This window comes from Acaryochloris marina S15 (assembly GCF_018336915.1).
GTDB classification, from domain to species: domain Bacteria; phylum Cyanobacteriota; class Cyanobacteriia; order Thermosynechococcales; family Thermosynechococcaceae; genus Acaryochloris; species Acaryochloris marina_A.
In genome coordinates this window covers 2124044-2140065 of the sequence record NZ_CP064923.1, presented here as the reverse complement: position 1 = coordinate 2140065, position 16022 = coordinate 2124044, and the positions used below count along the sequence as shown (strand labels likewise).

The 16022-nt window shown below is 46.2% G+C and carries 13 protein-coding genes; 9 read left to right on the top strand and 4 right to left on the bottom strand.

Annotated features, from left to right (window positions below; all coding sequences use genetic code 11):
- Positions 1-49: 49 nt before the first annotated feature.
- From I1H34_RS10460 to I1H34_RS10450, 3 genes are all read left to right on the top strand, one after another.
- Positions 50-3220: a PAS domain S-box protein gene (locus I1H34_RS10460; RefSeq protein WP_212665560.1), complete on the top strand. Its 3171-nt coding sequence runs from the start codon at positions 50-52 to the stop codon at positions 3218-3220.
- A gap of 352 nt (positions 3221-3572) precedes the next feature.
- The gene (locus I1H34_RS10455) at positions 3573-3911 is read left to right on the top strand and encodes a DUF4258 domain-containing protein (RefSeq protein WP_212665559.1); all 339 of its coding nucleotides are present in this window, start codon (positions 3573-3575) and stop codon (positions 3909-3911) included.
- A 129-nt stretch (positions 3912-4040) separates the two neighbouring features.
- Positions 4041-5273 (top strand): extracellular solute-binding protein, encoded by a 1233-nt coding sequence (locus I1H34_RS10450; protein WP_212665558.1) that lies wholly within the window; start codon positions 4041-4043, stop codon positions 5271-5273.
- On the opposite strand, the gene I1H34_RS10445 is transcribed toward I1H34_RS10450, so the two are convergent.
- Together I1H34_RS10445 and I1H34_RS10440 are read right to left on the bottom strand one after the other, a co-directional pair.
- Positions 5256-6413 (bottom strand): serine/threonine protein kinase, encoded by a 1158-nt coding sequence (locus tag I1H34_RS10445; RefSeq protein WP_212665557.1) that lies wholly within the window; start codon positions 6411-6413, stop codon positions 5256-5258. The genes I1H34_RS10450 and I1H34_RS10445 overlap by 18 nt on opposite strands.
- 7 nt (positions 6414-6420) lie before the next feature.
- Entirely contained in the window at positions 6421-7704 is a 1284-nt protein-coding gene (locus I1H34_RS10440) for an NB-ARC domain-containing protein (protein ID WP_212665556.1), read from the bottom strand.
- A 517-nt stretch (positions 7705-8221) separates the two neighbouring features.
- Here I1H34_RS10440 and I1H34_RS10435 point away from each other — a divergent pair.
- From I1H34_RS10435 to I1H34_RS10410, 6 genes are all read left to right on the top strand, one after another.
- Positions 8222-8899 carry a glycosyltransferase gene (locus I1H34_RS10435; RefSeq protein ID WP_249369985.1) on the top strand — a complete coding sequence of 226 codons (678 nt, stop codon included), beginning with the start codon at positions 8222-8224 and terminating at the stop codon, positions 8897-8899.
- A gap of 46 nt (positions 8900-8945) precedes the next feature.
- Complete coding sequence (locus tag I1H34_RS10430; RefSeq protein WP_249369983.1) at positions 8946-9500, top strand: hypothetical protein; 555 nt, start codon at positions 8946-8948, stop codon at positions 9498-9500.
- A 147-nt stretch (positions 9501-9647) separates the two neighbouring features.
- Positions 9648-10160 carry a hypothetical protein gene (locus I1H34_RS10425; RefSeq protein WP_212665555.1) on the top strand — a complete coding sequence of 171 codons (513 nt, stop codon included), beginning with the start codon at positions 9648-9650 and terminating at the stop codon, positions 10158-10160.
- Positions 10161-10224: 64 nt separating this feature from the next.
- A complete protein-coding gene (locus I1H34_RS10420; RefSeq protein WP_212665554.1) occupies positions 10225-11481 on the top strand; it encodes a TPM domain-containing protein in 1257 nt (418 codons plus the stop codon).
- A gap of 27 nt (positions 11482-11508) precedes the next feature.
- On the top strand, positions 11509-12252 hold the full coding sequence (locus I1H34_RS10415) for a LemA family protein (RefSeq protein WP_212665553.1): 744 nt from the start codon (positions 11509-11511) through the stop codon (positions 12250-12252).
- A 136-nt stretch (positions 12253-12388) separates the two neighbouring features.
- Positions 12389-13234: a prohibitin family protein gene (locus I1H34_RS10410; protein WP_212665552.1), complete on the top strand. Its 846-nt coding sequence runs from the start codon at positions 12389-12391 to the stop codon at positions 13232-13234.
- Between the two features lie 895 nt (positions 13235-14129).
- Here I1H34_RS10410 and atpC read toward each other — a convergent pair.
- Complete coding sequence (gene atpC, locus I1H34_RS10405; protein ID WP_212665551.1) at positions 14130-14546, bottom strand: ATP synthase F1 subunit epsilon; 417 nt, start codon at positions 14544-14546, stop codon at positions 14130-14132.
- Positions 14547-14555: 9 nt separating this feature from the next.
- A complete protein-coding gene (gene atpD / locus I1H34_RS10400; protein WP_212665550.1) occupies positions 14556-16010 on the bottom strand; it encodes a F0F1 ATP synthase subunit beta in 1455 nt (484 codons plus the stop codon).
- Positions 16011-16022: the final 12 nt, after the last annotated feature.

Below are 16022 nucleotides of genomic sequence, written 5' to 3'. Positions count from 1 at the left end.
GAGGAACCTATCCTGTCCAGTATCTGGAATTGTTGCTCTTCAACAATCCGTGGATAAAAATCCGCTTATTTGTACCCCCGATACCTCTGTACGAGACGTTTTGAACCGCATGAATCAGGGTTCGGACTCCTGTGCGGCCGGATCTGAGCCTCTCGAGGCTAAAGCTCCCCAGCGTGTTAACTATGTGCTGATCATGGTTCAGCAACAATTATTAGGGATTTTTACTGAACGAGATGTGGTGAAGTTAAGCGCTCAAGAGATAGACTTTGACGCTGTCCAAATCGCTGATGTGATGACTCGGAATTTGATCACCTTACCAGCCTCTGAGTTAAAGGATGCGTTCAATGTTCTCAGTCTATTTCGTCAACATCATATTCGTCATGTCCCCATTCTCGACGATCAAGCCCATGTGACTGGCGTTATAACAACCGAGGGATTACGGAAGTCTCTCCAACCCAGCACATTAATGAAAATGCGGGCCGTTCATGAAGTAATGAATGCCCAACCGATTACGGCTTCTCCTTCAACTTCTGTGATGGAAGTGGCAGAGATAATGGCCACCCATCAAATTAGCTGTGTGGTGATTGTCCAAACAGACGTTCAAGATGCTGATTCCATTCTTTATCCGATTGGCATTATCACTGAAAGGGATATTGTTCAGTATCAGACTCTAGAACTGGACCTAAAATCTCTCCAGGCCCAGGCAGTCATGAGCAGTCCCTTAGAATGTTTGACCATTGAAGATACCCTGTGGCACGCTCAGCAATTCATGCAGAAGCTACATGTGAGACGACTGGTGGTGATAGATACCGCTGGGCAGTTAACAGGTGTTCTCACCCAAAGCAATATGCTATCCGTGCTGAATGGCTCTGATATGTATACGACTTTAGAGATCTTGCAAGACCAAGTTGATCAGCTCCAAAATGAGAGAATTCAGCTTCTGCAAGCCCTCAATTCCACTTTAGAGCATCAGGTGGAAGCAGATGCGGTGATGCTGCAATCTTGCCAAACTCACTTTGAATCAACGTTTGAACAGGCTGCTGTAGGGATTGCCCATGTCAGTCTTCAAGGCCGGTTTCGCGCCGTCAATCAGCGATTTTGTGAGTTGCTGAAATATTCTCAATCTGAATTGTTGCAGCTTTCATTTCTGGATATTACCCATGTGGATGATCGTGAAGAAGACCAACGGCTGGTTCAACAATTGATCTTGTCCCAAAGGTCTTCTTTTTCCCGTGAGAAACGTTACCTTTGCCAAGACTTCTCTATTTTCTGGGGAAAGGTTACGGTCTCGTTGGCCACGTCAGCTCCAGGAGAGCCTGACTATTTTATTGCAGTGGTTGAGGATATTAGCGATCGCAAACAAACAGAACTCGCGCTCCAACAGCTCAATCAGGAACTAGAAGAACGGGTCAAATTCAGTACGGCAGCTTTTCAAGCGAGTGAGCATCGATACCGATCTTTATTTGAGTCTGCGCCAGATTTACTTTTTGTGTTGAATAAGCACGGCATGATTCAACAAGTTAACACTGCTGTCCTGGAAAAGTCGGGATATGCCGAAGCAGAACTCTTGAATCGTTCTTTAAATCAATTTTGGGTTACGGCTCCTCCCCTAACTGATACCCAATTATTGCAAATTTTGCTGAAGGAGGGACATTGGCGCTACACCCTGGAATTCCGATGTCGAGATGGATCGCCTCTGTTTGTCGATTGTGCCTATTCGATGATTACAGATGAAATCGGTGTATCCCCCCATATTCTGGTGATTCAGCGAGATATTAGTGAGCAGACTCAGGTAAAAACGGCTCTCATTGTTAGTGAAGCTCGATATCGGTCTCTCTATGAGAACACGCCAATCATGCTGCACTCGATTGACCAAGACGGCAGAGTGGTCAGTGTCAGTAATACGTGGCTGACCCAAATGGGCTATGACCGCAGTGAAGTGTTGGGGCGAGCCTCGACGGATTTTCTGACATCAGCATCCCAACACTATGCCCGTGATTTCGTTCTACCCCAATATTTTCAAAAGGGTGCCTGCCGAGATATCCCTTACCAGTGGGTGAAGAAAAATGGCGAGTTGATTGATGTATTGTTGTCTGCGATCGCAGAACGAGATACCAGCGGCAACATTATTCGTACCCTGGCGGTGTCAGTGGATGTCACAGAACGAAATCGCATTGAAGTCGCCCTCAGCGAAAGTGAAGAACGCTTTCGCCTCGCCTTTGAGCAAGCTGCGATTGGCATGGCCCTGATTTCACCCGCCGGTCAATGGCTCAAGGCCAATGAGTCCCTCTGCAACATCGTCGGCTACTCAGAAGCTGAATTACTCTCCATGACGTTCCAAGACATTACCCATCCAGATGATTTAGCTTTAGACCTAAAATCAGCGGAGCAACTGCTGACAGGAGAAATTAACAATTACCATACGGAAAAAAGATATATCCACAAACAAGGGCATGACGTTTGGATTTTGCTCAGTGCCTCCTTGGTCTGCCAGGATAATGGCCTTCCCCTCCACTTTATTACTCAGATCCAAAATATCAGTGCTCGCAAAGTCTCTGAGCAGCAGCTATCTGAATCTCTGGCCGAAAAAAGTGTGATGCTACAAGAGATTCATCACCGAGTCAAAAATAACTTGCAGGTCATTTGTAGCTTGCTCAATCTTCAAACTCAGGCAAACCCTGACACTAATATTTCAGAAGTGATGCAGGAGAGCCAAAATCGAGTAAAATCCATGGCATTAGTCCATGAGAATCTCTACCAGTCTAAAAATCTTTCCAAAATCAATCTAGAAACTTACGTCAAAGAGTTAACGAACAACCTCTTGCGTTCCTATCGCTCTAGAGTCAGCCTCACTCAGATCAACATTGGGATTGCCAATATCTATCTCGACATTGATACCGCAGTCCCCTGTGGCCTAATTATCAACGAATTGGTTTCCAATGCCCTCAAACATGCCTTTCCAGAACAAAGTAGTGGAATAATCACCATCCATATCCTGGAACAACCCGAATCAGAGATCACACTAACGGTTACCGACAATGGGATCGGAATGCCCGAGCAGGTATCCTTCACCCATTCCAAAACCCTGGGATTGCGAATGGTAAAAACCTTGACTCGACAGATTTCAGGAAACCTAACCGTCAACCGAGAATCAGGGACATCCTTCCAAATCTGTTTCCCGCAACCTGCTGCTATCCCTGCAAAAAGCACTTCAGCCTAGGGAATTAGCCTTGCCCCCTTCAGAGCAGTCTATTCACATGGGGTCTTTTTCATGGACTCAACTGGGCTCAACACTTCCCCGGCCTTACGCTTCATACTGGTGGGAATCGCATCCAAAAATAGAGTTCTATGAACAACCTTGCTCTGCCCAGCATTGACCATGGCATCATAGGAACAAATCCAGGCTCAAGTGGCCTGCCGTTCCCCCAGCATTTATGTTATTCCTCACCCGATCTCAATCAGTACTACTACGTAAATGAATAGAACGGCAGTGCAAATAGTTCCGTAGTTTAATCGTTTTTCTCTGATGGGCCTAGATTTAAGCTAGCTTTAGCTGATCTTAGGTCACGGTTATGAAACTCGCTCATGAACTGCATCAACTACTAACAGACGATTCTAGAATCGATTCATTGCCTGATTTTTTCCTGTCTGGGTCTATCAGTGACCCTAGCCATTCCAAACGGCGCATGCAGCAACGAGCCATTTCCACCGATATGATCGAACTGGCACTTCTGTACGGCAAGCAAGAATATCACAGCCACGCCAAAACCTATACGCTCCTAGATAAAACCCTCAGAAACACACCCTACCAAAGGTTTGTAGACAAACTGAGAGGCCTCAGAGTTATCGCCTTAGACACAGCCCGAGGATTGAAAGTGACCAGCGTTTATTGGGCCTGGAACTTACGCTAGCGATTCAGCAGATTTTGCATAAGACCCTAGAGTCAACCCAGGCCAGGAGAAGGGTTTGAATCATGAGATCCTAGCTATAGGCAGAAATCGTGTTTTTCTCCTGTTTTCCATCATTGAGCAGTAAGGTTCATGGCAAGGCGTTTTTGGTTAGGTATTGCAGCATTGCAAGTGCTGGCGCTAGGGCTGCTCTATTTCACTTGGCCCCCAGTCGTCCTGACTTTGCTTGTACCGGAGGATGAAGCACAAGCGTGGCAACCCTTAATTCAATCCTTTGAGGCCAAACATCCCAAAACTAAAATTCGTCTAACCACCACAAAAAACCTTGGGGGGTATTTATCCAAACAGCTCAAAGAAGGCTCTTGTTTGCCCCAAGGTTCTCCTGATCTGGTGTATATCGATGTGATTTGGGTGCCTGAATTTGCGGTTCGCGGCTGTCTTCAAGATCTATCTGGGCGGTTTGGTACGGAGATGCGATCGCAATTCAACACCCAATCCGTCAAAGATGGAGAATATTATGGCAAGTCCTATCGAGTCCCTTTGCGTTCCGATATGGGCATGCTCTATTACCGCTCGGATTTGCTCTCTCAGGCAGGCTACCAGAAACCGCCCCAGACCTTCACTGACTTAATGAAAATCTCCCAAACCCTCAAACAAAAGAAGCTCGTGGAATGGGGCTTTCTATGGCAAGGTGATCAGTATGAAGGCAAGATTGCCACCTTTGTCGAAATACTGGCAGGACATGGGGGCTACTGGATTGATGATGAAACCCGTCAGGTAGGACTCGATCAACCTGAGGCCCTTCAGGCCATTCAGTTTCTTCGCAGCACCTTAAAAAGCAAGGTATCTCCCACCAGTGTCCTCACCTATAGCGAAGCAGAATCTCTCACTCAATTCAGGGCTGGTAAAAGCATGTTTCTGCGGCATTGGCCCAGGGCAAAGTTTTTTCTGGCTAACGACAAAACAGTTAAATCCGTGCCGATGCAATTACAGTCCCAGGACCATCCAGGAGGACCTTGTAATGGGAGTTGGGGCCTAGGCATTGCTAAAAAAACACACCACTCTGATCAAGCCTGGCGAGCCATTCAATTTTTTTCCAGTGAGCAAGCTCAGCGCCAATTTACCCAAGCAACTCAGTTTATCCCCAGTCATAAAGCAGTGCTCAAACAAGAATCACTTGAGGTTCAACAGGCAATTGCGAAAGCCATTGATCGACCTCGCATTCCAGAATATGATCAAGCCTCTGAAATTTTGCAAGCTGCTCTCAGCCAAGCTCTCAATCCCGACACCACCGATCAGGCTGTCGAGAAAATCATGAGAAAAGCCACAGCAGAAACCTATCAACTACTAAATCCCCCTTCCTAGTCGTAGAGATGGAAGAGGGTGCTGCACTTGTTGATTCGTATCTTGAATAGGTTGGCTATTTTCGTGGGCCTGCCACCACAACAGACCACTGATCAACAGGATGGAGAACAGAATAAGGTTCAGCAACGAGCCCCAAGGGGAAGAGCCTGATGAAACCTCGCCTTCAGATGAATCTTGGGTCTGAGGCGGTGGCAGAATATTCTCTGATTGGATATGACTCAAGACTTCAGCCGCAGATTGAGGACGGTCTCTGACCAAAGGAGACATCAATTGATCAATCCAATCGGCAAGCACCACAGAAATGTCAGGCACTTTCTCTCGCCAGACTAATTGCCCACCATCATCAACCCTCAGATTGTAGGGAGGAATTTGGGTGAGTAAATGCACACAGCTCCGCCCCAAAGCAAAAAAATCGGACTGCTGCACCGTTCTCCCATCCATTTGTTCTGGGGGGGTGTATCCCGCAGCAAAAACACAGGTATCTGTAACCGTAATGTCTGGTCGAGGGGGAATATCACCGGCTTCTTCACGGTGAGGCCGAATTTGTTTCACAGCGCCAAAGTCAATCAATACCAACTGTCCATCCGGTTGCAGCATGATATTGGAGGGTTTGATATCTCGATGCCAAATATTTTGGGTATGCAGATAGTCCAAAATAGTCAGCAATTCCCGAAGCCACTTCAAAAGAGTGTCGTTACCAATCGTCGGTTGATCCTGTATCCAGTCTCGTAGATTTTTGCCTTCTACCTTTTCCATCACAAAATAATGGATTTTTCGATGAGTGGCTGGCTCCACAGCTGAAAAATAACCGTTGTCCCCATAGTCTTGGTGATCAATTTTGGGAATAGCAGGATGGTCAAGGCTTTGAAGATAGATCGCCTCTTGTTTGAACAACCGTTCTAGATCGCCGCCATTGTACTTGAGGAGCTTCAGGACTTTTAGCCTTGGATTCGGCTGATGAGTACAGCGCAGATCCTCAATTTCAAACACTTCAGTGTTGCCCGATCGTTCAAGATTCACTAAAGGCCGAATCAGACGATAGTTATGGTTGAGAATTAATGGTGTTTTGCAACTTTGGCAGCTCTCTGCAGTTGCAGGATTTTGCCGCTGTTTGCACTTAGAATTTGGACAATACACCATCGATCGATTAGGCTTCAGACACCATAATTTGTTGGGTTACCTCTTTGATCACAGGCGGAAGAATAAATCCCTGATCCACATGTTCAATCAGTGATCGCTGGCGAAGGGACGAGAGAGCACTCATTAAGTCTTGAGCGTTGATAGTGGCGAGTTGACTTTGCAATTGCTTAAAACCTAACCCATCACTTTGATCAGACAGGATATACAAAATTCTCCGTTCTAGCTCCGAAACACGGTCAAAAATTCGCTCTATAAAATTGTGAATATCTCTGGTGAATAAGCTAGTGTCTAGAAAGTCACTGACATTGCCACCAAACACTTCCTTGATGGTTTCGGCGACCAGTTTAAGCATCATCGGATTGCCCCGATACCCGTCTACAAGATACTTCCATTTATCTTCTCCTGTCAGCCCCTTGTTTAGGAGAATAGCTTTTGCCTCCTCCAATTCCAATCCACGCAATTTAAAAGAACCCACAGGCAAGGTTTGGCCTTCCAGATAGGCGACCTCACTCAGCTTCTCTTGACTCGTAGTGACGACACAGCTTTGATGGGGCACCGTTCCCAACAGATGAATAAACTGACTGTAGTTTTCGTAATTCGGTTGATAATTCCCCGCCAGATCTCCCTTACGACTAAAGGATTCTAAACCGTTCAAGACGAGCAAGCATCGATGATGTTGCAGATAATCCATCACCCAATCCATTTGTTCTGAAACAGTCGCGAGAGGCGGGTCCAGTGGCGAACCCTGAAGAAAAGTCGTCAGTTCGATCAGTAAATCTTGCAGGAGTGGCGCATAGTACAGCGAACGCCAAAAAATCTTTTCGAAATGGGGTTGCAGTCGTTGGGTTAACTTTACGGACAGGGTGGTTTTGCCAATCCCCGAAATTCCGTAGAGTGCCAACAAACGATAATGATCATGAATAATCCATCGCTCTAGTTTTTCTAACTCTGCAGTGCGGCCATAAAACACGGACACATCGGGTGCATTGCCCCAATCAACCTGCTCTAGCTCCACAGCATTTGCAGCCACCTTTCCATTCTCAAGGGCTTCTTGGTAACGCGCAACCAGGAGTTGTTGGAGTTTTGTGAGTTTGACAGGGCCTCGCCCAGCAATCCCAAATTTCTGATAGACCTCACTTAGGCGCTTGCGGGCTGCATCCCCACTAATCCCCAGCTGTTCACCAATATCAGCAGTGGAATACCCTGCTATTCCAAGCTTGAGGGCAGCTAATTCAGATTTGGATACACCTTGTTGAGTGGCTATATCACTCAAGAACTCTGGAGGAATCACTCCAACAAACTCACATAAATCAGATCCTTTTCATTCTATCCCCATTTCACAACTTTCTATGTGAGGCAGATCTCAACTAAGTGAGAACCTCTGTATCTTCTTTATTGTTAGGTCTATAGAGTAGTTCAAGTAAAACCCTGTTACCCAAGCTCATACTAGCTATTCAAGCTATAGCTAGTATGGGCATCAGGCATGATGAAGACTCTATCCAAGATCAGCTGCAAAAGCTTCATGTGAGAAAAATCATTGACAAATCTCACATAAAAGAGATATCTTATGTGAGGAAGAGATTGAGATAGGGTTTTATAGCTCACAGTCCCTTTCCTGTCACATCAAGAGGAGCAATGTATGCCCCCTCACCTACAAACAGCCCCCCTGCATATCGCCCAGGTTTCACCACTCTGGGAAAGCGCATGGCGGTATAGAAAGTGTCATTAGTGTCCTAACAGAAGGATTAGTCCAACGAGGACATCAGGTCAGTAATCACCCACTCTTTGCACACTGTCCTCAACTTCCAATGATCAACATTAGTGAGGCCCAGAAACCAACGATGCCCCACCTCAATTACATTGATACAATTCACAACAGCATTGACTTATCTCGATATCCCTTTGCGGCTGAATGCCAGACCCCGCCTTGCATTGCCTTTGTCGGACGAATGGCTCCAGAGATAGGTCCGCAGTTTGCGATCGCAATTGCCCAACATGCCGGATTGCCCCTAAAAATGGCAGGCAAAATTGCCCCTTCCGAGCAAGACTTTTTCGATCAACAGATCAAACCTCACATTGACGGCCAGCACATTCAGTATCTCGGAGAAGTCAACCATGCCCAAAAAGCAGATCTTCTCGCCAAGGCAGCCGTCGCCGTCTTCCCCATTATCTGGGATGAGCCCTTTGGCCTAGCAATGTTGGAATCGATGGCCTGCGGCACCCCCGTGATTGCCATGAACTGTGGCCCGGTCCCAGACATCATTGCAGACGGTAAATCTGGGTTTATCTGCTCCACCATTAGTGAGTTTGTCCACAAAATTCCAGCAGCCCTCCAACTCAATCGGGCAGACTGCCGCCAGTATGTAGAGTCCTTATTTCATCCCACACATAGGGTTAGCCAATACGAGCAGACCTATCACCCAATTATCGGTCAGGTCCTGTCTAGCCAAAATAATCTGCACACATTTCAACGACAGCAGTCGTAGAACTCATTTAGTTCGCCTATTGATTTTATTGCCAGAGGATTTCCAAATGAAATCTATAAAGTATTCTCCCCACAAAGTTATGGGTGTTGGTATTGTTGTTGCGATCGCAACCGTTCCCCTTTGCGCTGCAGCATCTGTCCACCAGGGAGCTGTCGCTCCCCTTCAGTTGCATCCAGTCATAGAAACCAAAATGGATCATCAACCTGCTATCGGTATTGGTTACGATTCAGCCCTCACTCCACCTTCGACAATCATAGCCACGGGTTTGTCTCCAAGACAAGTTTCCCAACAACCACTGGCATTTTCCTCTTTCCATATCGATCAATCGATTGCTGTGGCATCAAACTCGAATCGTCGCCAACCCCGTTCTTCGAATCAAGATTCTACTGACTGGATTGTGCTGATCGGCATTCTAGGCTTTAGCAGCATTATTTTTTGGCGAATTCTAGCCAATCAGTCCAGTGGGAATCGGAGCAGCAGCAACACCTGGTTCGACTGTAGCAGCGATTCTAGCAGCCATAGCGATTATGGGAACTATAACGATAGTAGCGATTTCGGTGGTGGAAGCAGTGATGGGGGCGGCGATGGTGGAGATTGGTAAGCCGTTCTCCCAGTCAGCTCAATTTTCCTATTGGGAAGCACAACAGAAAATTGAGCACTTTCCTTCTAACACTTTATTCCCAGTTCAAAAACCACGTTGTCACTACTTCAGGGACCTTGTCCCTAATAGATTTCACGAGACTATCAAATGAAAACAATAAGGTTTAGAACTTGCCAGGTCATCGGCATTGGGACTGGAATTGCGATAGCTGGTGGTTACCCTTCAGGTATTGCCACCTATCCCGCCACCATCGAGGAAATTCCCCAGCCTCACCGGCTTCATCAGAAGATTGCCCTATCAGCAACACTCCATCAGCGAGCAATCAGCCAAGATCCTTATTTGGCACTATCCACTCCCACTGTTACTGGTTTTCTCACAACAACCTCCAAGACTGACCTAAAGTCTCACCTCAGAGCTGACACCACTCCATATTCGACTCCGACCAATCGTAAACTCCGCTCTTCCCCAAGGCATCCTTGGGCGTGGCTACCTTCACTCTTCTTCTTAGGTTTTGGCCTTGGCATCATCAGACGGGTAAAGATGAGCCTAACCAGCAGACATAACGATAGTCATAGCCGTAAGGATTCAGATAGCTATCACAGCAGTTCCAGTGACTATGGGGACTCAGATGATTTCAGCAGAGGTGACAGAGGTAAATAGGAAAACCTCATTGAGTTTTTTTTGGGAGATCTTTAACTCTTTATCCAGTTCAGGAACGTCCAGAATGAAAACGACATATCCCAGCACTTATAAAAGTATTAGCCTTAGGGCTGCCATAGCCAGTGGTTGCCTTGCTGGCATCACAACTTTTCCCCTTACAGCCCGGGCAGTTCCCTACAAACAAGTCCCCAATCCTCGTCAGCAAAATGGAGCCTGGGTTACAGACATGGCAAATGTCCTCAGTCCCCAAACCGAAGCCAAACTCAATCAACTGATTACTGATTTAGAAGCTAAGAATGGTAGCGAAATTGCTGTGGTGACTGTTACCAATACAGCCCCATCAGCTTCACCCAAAGCCTTTGCCACCAGCCTATTTAACCACTGGGGTATTGGTAAAAAAGAGGAGGACAACGGTGTACTATTCCTGATTTCCAAAAGTGACCGTCGAGTTGAAATCGAAACTGGTTATGGCATCGAAGCCATTTTGCCCGATGCCAAAGTGGGTCGCATTATTGACCAGCAGATTCTCCCCAAATTTAAGACTGGCAACTTTGATCAAGGAACCTTGAAAGGGACTCAGCTTTTAGTGACCCATCTCGGCTCTGATTCATCAGTCACCGTGTCTTCTAATCCAATACCCAACACATCTCAAGACAGTTCTGACTTCTCTTGGATTTTATGGGTCTTAGGCGGTGGTGGATTCATAGGCGGCATGAGTTTTCTGGTTAATCGAAAAAAAGGAGCATTACTGAAACCAGGGAAACGATCTCGTGTTTCTCGGGAGGAATACAGCAATGACTTGAGAAGTACACCACCCCGCTGTATCTATTGCCAGAAAAGCCTCAAAAAAGTGAATGCTGAAATACTTTCGCCCCACCTCACCACCATTGAACAAACCGCTCAAAAAATGGGTAGCGTTAAGTTTATGGGTTGGAAGTGTTCATCGTCTTGTCCTAATGCTTCAGATTCAATTCATATCCGCGCCTATATTTGGAACCAGATTTCTTTTCGAGAATGTTCTAATTGCGAGGAATACACCACCCGACATGCCACAGAAATCTTGGAAGAAGCAACAGAAAAAGAATGTGGGAAGCAATTGATTACGCAAATGTGCGTCTGTTGTGGCCTCTACAAAGAATTTCAAGAGAAAACACCTCGTCTAAAACCAGTCCGATCACGTTCTAGCTCTACCAGTAGTTATGGCGGTTACGGTGGCTATAGCGGAGGGGGAGGCAGTGGCGGAGGTTCCAGTGGGGGTTCTGGTGGGGGTGGTTTTGGTGGTGGAAGCAGTGGCGGGGGTGGTGCTGGCGGGGGTTGGTAAATCACTATTTCTCAAGAGATGGAAACAATGAGACCTGACAAGCAAAATATTCCTGCCAATGAAGCCCCTGCAATTTTTGAGTTAGCCTCTCAATACGCCTCTGCTAACTTAGAACGCTACTCACTAGCAGAGTTGGAAGCAGCAGCAGAAGAAGCAGGGATTTCAGCGAAGTATATTCCTCAAGCCATTGCAGAAATTCAAGCCAAAAACACCAAAAAAGAGAAAAAAAGGCAGTATATTAGACGGTGGTTAAGTCAATGGCTGCTTATCGGCTCAATTGCTATAATGGGAGGCGTAGGATGGATCTTTACCACATACAACGCGATTACCAATCATAAAATTCAGGTAGAAGCTGCTTGGGCGCAAGTCGAGAACCAACGTCAGCGACGAGCAGATTTAATCCCTAAATTGGTCAAAGTCACCCAAGCCTACACCACCCACGAAAGCATCCTAGTGACAGCACTCATCGAGGCGCGGCAAGCCTACTTAGAGGCCCGCAGTCTTGAACAGCAGCAGGATGCAATAGAAAAAATAGATCAGGCCATTGATCAGTTTCAAACCTATGCCCTGAACCATTCAGCTCTAAAATCCAGCCAACTTTATATCAACCTCCAGTATGAAATCACTGGTACAGAAAATCGGTTGGCCGTAGAACGAATGCGATATAACCAGGCCGTCCAGAGCTTCCAACAGCAACTGCAAGGATTCCCCAATGCAGTCGTTGCCAAGCTTTCAAGATTTGAATCACAGCCTTTTCTAACAGCAGATTAACGTTGGGCCAGTACGAATAAGCCCAAATTTCTAAGGATAATTTTCCTTGCTTATCAACCCATAGAAACGCCACTTCGTCAGCGTCGATTGAATTTATACAGCTTTTGAACCTTGAAGGTTCATTGGAGACAAACAAATGAATAATGTCAAAAACACTCTTGGTTGGTTGAATTGGAAAACCGGGCTAGGACTGTTTATAGCTTTAGTGGGTGTCAATACTTTTCAAATTCTAGGACCCACCCAAATTGGTGTTTACAAGTTCTTAGGCAAAGTCCAAAAAGGAGCGGTCCAAAGTGGTCTGAACCTCAAATGTCCTTTATTTTGCGGGATTGATGTTTACGATGCCAACATCCAACAAGAGCAGTTCCCCGCAGCAGCCGCAACCAAAGATTTACAAGACCTCACCGCCGAACTAACGGTTTTCTACACCATCGATCCAGGTCCACTAGCCAATACTAGAACCCGTATTGGCACCATGTCTCAAGTTACAGCTAAGGTCAGATCCCTAACCCAAGAAGCATTTAAGGCATCCAGTGCTCAATATACAGCTGAAGAAGCGATTACTAAGCGTGAGCAGCTTCGTCAAGCCTTTGACGAAGGCATGACCAAACGGCTATCTAGCTTTGGCATCAATTTTGAGGGCAGTGCCATTGAAAACCTCAGCTTTAGCCCTAAATTTAATGAGGCCGTTGAAGCCAAGCAAATTGCTGAACAGCAGGCCAAACAAGCCATTTTTGATGCGAAGAAAGCCGAAGCCCAGGCCCAAGCGGAAATTAACCGCGCCAAAGGTAAAGCCGAAGCTCAGCGCCTCTTGGCTGAAACCTTAAAAAGCCAAGGAGGCAAGCTAGTACTCCAAAAAGAAGCGATCGCCGCCTGGCGTGAAGGGGGTGCCCAAATGCCCAAGGTTCTAGTTATGGACGGAAAAGGCAATAACAGCATCCCATTTCTCTTTAATTTAGGAGATGTGGATTCCCAGCAATAGTAAATACAAAACTTGCAGCAGTCTGTTCAAAAAACTGCTGCAAGTCTACACAGGAAATTCTGTATTTTAAGTCAATGCTTACCGATAACAGAGTTATCAAAACACTCAGATTTACAGGATTATTTTTGTCCTCTATGACATTAGTTTTCTTGTGGCATCATGTAAAAACTTATGTCGAGATAATCACGCCACTATCAGAAAATATTTCACAGGCAAAAGATTTAATTAACTGGCATCGTACAGTTTTACTATTTTTCATGGCTCCATTATTCGTCGTTGCCTGCCATTTAATCTCCATATATAGCCGTGAGCAGGATTCTTTTAAAGCAGTAAATACTCTTTGTCCTCTTTGGCTCAGAACGATATTTTACGGAATAACTATATTGGCTTGGATTGATGGAACGTATTGCCAGCTGATTGTCTTTGCTATCCCCGCTCGCAATTCCTATGAAATATGGAATTATTGGAGGGTAAGAAATAGTTTAGATGGACACATAATTTTTCATAGCATTTTTATTTTATTCTTCTATACTCTATTCTTGGTTACCTATCCGAAACAGACTCAATAACTAATCTTCCACATGGTCTGATGAATAGGTTATCTCTTCTATACCTTGCTCAATCACATCACTTTTAGGAAGTGGGAACGCCTAATGTTAGAAGATAGAACAGAAATCCGTTGGTTGATTGATGCTTCCACATCTTATGTTTGAGTCTATCAACCCAAGAAAGTTCTAACTTTTTTGACTAACAATAAACCTCATTCCTAACATCGCCACGGAATTTGAGCTGGCCATAGAGCCGTCATTCAGCGGGTTAATTATTGGGTAAATTCCATAAAAAAGAACTGAGCCTTGCAATAGCAAGGCTCAGAACAGTCAACAACCAATGAAACTTAGATTTTGACGACTTCGCCAGAGGCTTGAAGTCGAGCACGGGCGCGTTTGAAGTCACGTTGTGCTTCGTAACGCTCTTGCTTATCTTCGCTTTGCTCTGATTGATCTAATCGAGTTTGAGCAGCAGATAAAGTGGAGCGGGCTTCTTCCCGATCAATGGCGTCACCGCGCTCAGCACCGTTCACCAAAATAATCACTTCATCATTTTCAACTTCAACGAAGCCACCCATGAGAGCGATGGAAACCCAGTCTTTACCAGGTCGAACCCGCATTACCCCGACATCAAGAGCCGAGAGTAATGGTGCGTGACCTGATAGGATACCGAGTTGGCCAGTGGTGCTGGGCAGAATGACTTCTTCAGCCGCAGAGTCCCACACCGTCTTATCGGCAGCAATGACTCGTACTGTTAGTGACATAATGCCTCCTTACTTGCCTTCGGCTTTCATTTTTTCAGCTTTGGCAATGGCTTCATCAATGTCACCCACCAGATAGAAAGCTTGCTCTGGTAAATCATCTAATTCACCAGAAAGAATCTTGTTGAAACCAGAAATGGTTTTCTCAAGAGAGACGTACTTACCAGGAGAACCTGTAAACACTTCAGCAACAAAGAAAGGCTGAGAGAGGAAACGTTCAATTTTCCGGGCGCGGTAAACCACAAGACGATCATCTTCAGACAATTCATCCAAGCCTAGAATGGCGATGATATCTTGTAATTCTTTATAACGCTGCAAGGTAGATTGCACAGCCCGAGCAGTGTCATAGTGCTCGTCGCTGACAATACCGGGTTGCAACATGGTGGAGGCAGAATCCAAGGGGTCCACAGCGGGGTAAATCCCTTTAGAAGCCAAACCACGAGACAGAACGGTGGTTCCGTCTAGGTGAGCAAATGTTGTCGCAGGAGCAGGGTCAGTCAAGTCATCAGCAGGGACATATACCGCCTGAATGGAGGTAATAGACCCTTCTGTAGTGGACGTAATCCGCTCTTGCAAGTCACCCACGTCTGTACCTAGGGTAGGCTGATATCCCACCGCGGAAGGCATCCGGCCTAGCAAGGCTGATACTTCAGAACCCGCTTGCACAAATCGGAAGATATTGTCGATGAACAACAACACGTCTTGCTTGTTAACATCACGAAAATACTCGGCCATGGTCAATGCCGAAAGACCCACCCGCATTCTGGCTCCGGGTGGCTCGTTCATCTGGCCATAACACAGGGCGATTTTGGACTCATTGAGGTTGTCCTTATTAATAACCCCGGACTCCATCATCTCGTTGTAGAGATCATTGCCCTCACGAGTCCGTTCGCCCACGCCACCGAACACAGACACACCACCGTGGTTGGTGGCAATGTTGTTGATCAATTCCATCATGATCACGGTTTTGCCTACACCAGCACCACCGAAGAGACCAATTTTGCCGCCTCGACGATAAGGGGTTAACAGGTCAATCACCTTGATGCCTGTTTCAAACACGGAAGGCTTGGTTTCAAGCTCTGTAAGTTTAGGTGCAGGACGATGGATGGGGAAAGTTTCGTCAGTACCCACCTCTCCTTGATTGTCTACGGGCTCACCCAAGACGTTAAAAATACGGCCTAGGGTTGCTTTACCCACGGGCACTTGGATGGGGGCACCCGAATCTGTAACTTCCATGCCTCGGACAAGACCGTCCGTGGAACTCATGGACACAGCGCGGACTTGGTTGTCGCCTAAAAGCTGCTGTACTTCGCAAGTGACAGAAACATCGTCTCCGGCAGAATTCTTACCTGTTGCCTTCAAGGCGTTATAAATCTTGGGTAACTTCCCACTAGGGAATTCAACGTCCAAAACAGGACCAATAATTTGAGAAATGTAACCAGTATTCTTATTCGCGGTGGTGACCATGCTCACGCCTAC

Coding starts and splice junctions, on each gene's coding strand:
- I1H34_RS10455 (WP_212665559.1), top strand. CDS start 3,573: ATGAAACTCGCTCATGAACTGCATCAACTACTAACAGACGATTCTAGA.
- I1H34_RS10430 (WP_249369983.1), top strand. CDS start 8,946: ATGAAATCTATAAAGTATTCTCCCCACAAAGTTATGGGTGTTGGTATT.
- I1H34_RS10410 (WP_212665552.1), top strand. CDS start 12,389: ATGAATAATGTCAAAAACACTCTTGGTTGGTTGAATTGGAAAACCGGG.
- I1H34_RS10445 (WP_212665557.1), bottom strand. CDS start 6,413: ATGGTGTATTGTCCAAATTCTAAGTGCAAACAGCGGCAAAATCCTGCA.
- I1H34_RS10420 (WP_212665554.1), top strand. CDS start 10,225: ATGAAAACGACATATCCCAGCACTTATAAAAGTATTAGCCTTAGGGCT.
- I1H34_RS10415 (WP_212665553.1), top strand. CDS start 11,509: ATGAGACCTGACAAGCAAAATATTCCTGCCAATGAAGCCCCTGCAATT.
- I1H34_RS10450 (WP_212665558.1), top strand. CDS start 4,041: ATGGCAAGGCGTTTTTGGTTAGGTATTGCAGCATTGCAAGTGCTGGCG.
- I1H34_RS10435 (WP_249369985.1), top strand. CDS start 8,222: ATGATCAACATTAGTGAGGCCCAGAAACCAACGATGCCCCACCTCAAT.
- I1H34_RS10425 (WP_212665555.1), top strand. CDS start 9,648: ATGAAAACAATAAGGTTTAGAACTTGCCAGGTCATCGGCATTGGGACT.
- atpD (WP_212665550.1), bottom strand. CDS start 16,010: ATGGTCACCACCGCGAATAAGAATACTGGTTACATTTCTCAAATTATT.
- atpC (WP_212665551.1), bottom strand. CDS start 14,546: ATGTCACTAACAGTACGAGTCATTGCTGCCGATAAGACGGTGTGGGAC.